The sequence below is a fragment of the Nonomuraea sp. NPDC003201 genome (genome assembly GCF_053590415.1).
Genome location: NZ_JBSFTC010000573.1, coordinates 1 through 3,792, shown reverse-complemented (window position 1 = coordinate 3,792; position 3,792 = coordinate 1). Strand labels below are relative to the sequence as shown.

The window sequence follows — 3,792 nt, the reverse complement described above, 5'->3', positions numbered from 1 at the left end:
CAGGCGGGCGGGATCGTCGCCCGCGCCCACGGCCGGGGCGCCGCCCACGCCGCGGCCGTCACCCGACCCGCCCTTCCCCGCACCGACCAGTAGTGCGTCAGCGGACGTAGATGTTCGGCCTGGGCGGGGTGGGCATGCCGTCGCCGATGAAGAAGCTCGTGTGCGGCGGCTGGTTGTAGGCGGTGTTCTGCCACGCGACCGACACCCGGTAGAGCGGGTCGTGCATCAGGGTGTAGATGCGGCGGTCGGTGGGCGTGGTCGTGGCGTAGATCCGCAGGGCGCGGTTGTCGCTGGTGGGCCAGATGACCTCTTCGCGCCAGTCGCCGAACAGGTCCGCCGACAGCGACGGGGTGGCCTTGGTGCCGTTGTTGGAGTGCACGCCGGAGGCGGTCAGCAGGCGGGTGTCGGCGCTGGTGCCGTACTTGTCGATCCTGGTCTGATCGAGCAGCTCCCGGAGCGGGTCGGCGTCCCACCAGACGAGGAAGTTGACCGAGGACGGCTTGCGGCCGGCGTTGTTGCCGGTGACGCTGCGCAGGTTGCCGTCGGCGGCGGACCAGAACTCACTGGCGATCCTGACCGTCGAGATGTCGCCGGCCACGCCGCGGCCGTTGTCGCCGTTGGCGGGGGTGGACCAGAGGATCTGGCCGGTGCGCGGGTCGATGTAGAGCGAGGACGGCTGGGAGCCCGACTCGCTCACCTTGAAGTACTCCAGGCCCGCCCTGCCCGGGTCGAAGTCGCCCAGGTGCTGGGCGTCGCCGTGGCCGGTGCCCGTGGTCCACATGCCGGTGCCGTTGTCGTTGACGGCCATGGCGCCGTACACGATCTCGTCCCTGCCGTCCTGGTCGACGTCCCCGACGGACAGGCTGTGGCTGCCCTGGCCGGTCCACTGCGAGCCCGCCGAGTTGCTGTCGAACGTCCAGCGCTTGGTGAGCGTGCCGTTGCGGAAGTCCCAGGCGGCGATGACGGAACGGGTGTAGTAGCCGCGGGCCATGATCAGCGAGGGGCGTTCGCCGTCCAGGTACGCGGTGCCGGCCAGGAAGCGGTCCACCCGGTTGCCGTACGAGTCGCCCCAGCTCGACACGGTGCCGCGAGGCGGGTCGTAGGAGACCGTGGACCTGGCGGCGCCGGTCTGACCGTCGAACATCGTCAGGAACTCGGGGCCGGACAGGACATAGCCGCTGGAGTTGCGGTAGTCGGCCGACGCGTTGCCGATGACGGTGCCCACGCCGTCCCTGGTGCCGTCGGCGGTCTTCATCGCGACCTCGGCCCGGCCGTCGCCGTCGTAGTCGTACACCTGGAACTGGGTGTAGTGGGCGCCCGCGCGGATGTTGCGCCCCAGGTCGATGCGCCACAGGCGGGTGCCGTCCAGCCGGTACGCGTCCACGTACACGTTGCCGGTGTAGCCCGACTGGGAGTTGTCCTTGGCGTTGGTCGGGTCCCACTTGAGCACGATCTCGTACCGGCCGTCGCCGTCCACGTCGCCCACGCTGGCGTCGTTGGCGTTGTAGGTGTAGGCGACCCCGTCCGGCGTCGTGCCGCCCGACGGCGGCTGGATCGGCACGTCGAGGTACGAGCCGCCGGTGAAGCGGAGCGAGGCGGGCGAGGCGGCCTGCTCGGCCCCGCCGACCACCGCCCTGACCGTGTACGAGGCGTCGGCGGCGGCGCCGTTGTCGAGGTAGTTGGTGGAGGCGGTGAGGTTCGTGGCGACCCTGGTCGAGCCCCGGTACACGTTGAAGGCCACGCCGTCGGGGTCGGTGCCGAGCAGCCGCCAGGACACGAGGTTGCCCGAACCGGACCGGACGCTGGTCAGGCCGCGGTCGAGGTCCTCCATCTGCTTCGTGGGCGGGGCGGCCTGGGCGGGGATGCCGTTGATCACCGTGGTCAGGGCGAGGGCTGCCATCGCGCCGGCCAGTCGTAAGCGCATTCGCTCGGTTCCCTTCTTGGTAAGCGCTTTCCCGATGGGCGAAAAAGAAAGTTTCATCGGGGTGTTAGCGTTAACGGACGCAGGCCGGGACCGCGGATGTCAGGGACGAATGTCAGACCTGCGGAAATGGCCACAATGTCTCCTCGTCGGCAAACGGGGTCGCCGCGTCCGCGGCCCGGCGTATTAAAGCGGCCCCGTCCCCCGCTCGCAAGGGTCCGTTGTCACGGCCGCGTCAGGTGAGGGCGTCCAGCGCGCGGTCGACGTCGTCGGCGGTGGTGTAGACGTGGAAGCTGGCCCGCACCTTGCCCGCCCGCACGGCCGCGCGGATGCCGGCCGCCTCCAGGCGCTCGCCGGCGGCGGCGTCCACGGAGACGATGGCCGAGTCGGACGGTTCGAGGCCGAGCCCGGCCCTGAAGCGGTTGGCGAGGGCGACGTTGTGGTCGCGGATCCGCTCGACGCCGAGCTCGTCGAGCAGTTCGATGGCCGGGGCGGCGCCGACGTAGGAGAACCAGGCCGGCGACAGGTCGAACGCGCGGGCGTCCGGCGCCAGCCGCAGCGGCGGGCCGTAGTAGGAGCCGCCTTCGTCGGCCCCGGCGTACCAGTTGGCGGCCAGCGGGCGCATGCGCTCGCGCAGGCGGGGCGACAGGTAGCCGAACGCGGCCCCGCGCGGCGCCATCAGCCACTTGTACGCGGCGCAGGCCAGCGCGTCGATGCCCGCGACCCGGAACGGCAGCCAGCCGCAGGCCTGGGAGGCGTCGGCGATGACCAGCGCGTCGTGGGCCCGGGCGGCGGCCACGATGTCCTGGAGCGGGGCGACGTACCCGGTGGCGGACTGGACGAGGCTGAAGGCGACGGCGTCGGTGGAGCCGGTGACGGCGTCGGCCAGCCGGTCGGCGGGCACGGTCTCGACCTCGGCGGCCACCGCCCACGGGAACAGGTTGCTGGTGAACTCGATCTCCGGCACCACGACGCGCGCGCCCGGCGGCAGCGCGGTGGCGACCGTGGACATGATCTGGGAGGCGGTGGAGCTGACGGTGACGTCGGCGACGGGCGCGCCGATGAGCCGGGCGAAGGCGGCGCGGGAACGGCCCACCGAGGCGTCCCATGGTTGCCAGTCGCCGCTGCCGTGCCGCCACTCGGTGAGGACGGCTTGGAGCTCTTCGAAGGCGTGGCGAGGGGGCAGGCCGTAGGAGGCGGTGTTGAGCCAGCCGGGGGCGGCGTCCCAGAGCTCGTGCGCCGAGGCGATGTCCATGGGGCCAGCCTAAGCTCGCCGGCCGCCGGTTTCAGTTGGGGCGTTTCAGCAGGCGGCCGATGGCCAGGCGGGTGAGCTTCTCGGCGTTCCCGGCGATGGAGCCGTCCGGGTCGACGCCCACCGAGCGGCCGTACTCGACCGTTCCCTGGAGGTTGCTCAGCCGGAACTCGTACGTCACCTTGTACCGTCGGAGGCTGCTCGTCGCGGCGTCGGTGTAGGTGAACGCGTCGTGGGCCAGGCCGTCGACCTCGCGGTAGTTCGTGTGCAGCCGGGACGCGACCCGCTTCGAGAGGTCGAACGTGGCGTCCGACATCGCCTCGCTGTCCAGCGTGTTCAGCGTGATGGACAGCTCGCCGCGCTTGGCCTCCGGGATCGCGTAGTCGCTCTTCCACGAGCACGAGGTGAAGTCGCCCTTGACGTACGTGAACGGTTTGCCCGCCGAGGGGGCGAGCTCCCGTACGAGGTCGTCGGAGACCAGCTTGCACGGTTCGGGGGGTTTGGCGAACGGGGGGATGTCGTCCGGCACGGGCGCGGCGGCCGGGCCCGGGGCGGGGGGGGGGGGCGGGGGTGGCGGGGGGGTGGGGTGGGGGGGGTGCAGGGCGCTGTTCGGCAGAGC

General features: G+C 71.7%; 3 protein-coding genes. All 3 read right to left on the bottom strand.

The window, feature by feature from the left end:
* Window positions 1-97: 97 nt before the first annotated feature.
* The 3 genes from ACWDX9_RS60905 to ACWDX9_RS60895 all read right to left on the bottom strand — a co-directional run bounded on the left by ACWDX9_RS60905 (window position 98) and on the right by ACWDX9_RS60895 (window position 3,702).
* Window positions 98-1,924, bottom strand: coding sequence for a rhamnogalacturonan lyase (locus tag ACWDX9_RS60905; RefSeq protein WP_449973048.1), 1,827 nt, complete (start codon window positions 1,922-1,924; stop codon window positions 98-100).
* Window positions 1,925-2,156: 232 nt separating this feature from the next.
* Window positions 2,157-3,176: an aminotransferase class V-fold PLP-dependent enzyme gene (locus ACWDX9_RS60900; protein WP_449973047.1), complete on the bottom strand. Its 1,020-nt coding sequence runs from the start codon at window positions 3,174-3,176 to the stop codon at window positions 2,157-2,159.
* 31 nt (window positions 3,177-3,207) lie between these two features.
* Window positions 3,208-3,702, bottom strand: coding sequence for a hypothetical protein (locus ACWDX9_RS60895; protein WP_449973046.1), 495 nt, complete (start codon window positions 3,700-3,702; stop codon window positions 3,208-3,210).
* Window positions 3,703-3,792 lie beyond the last annotated feature (90 nt).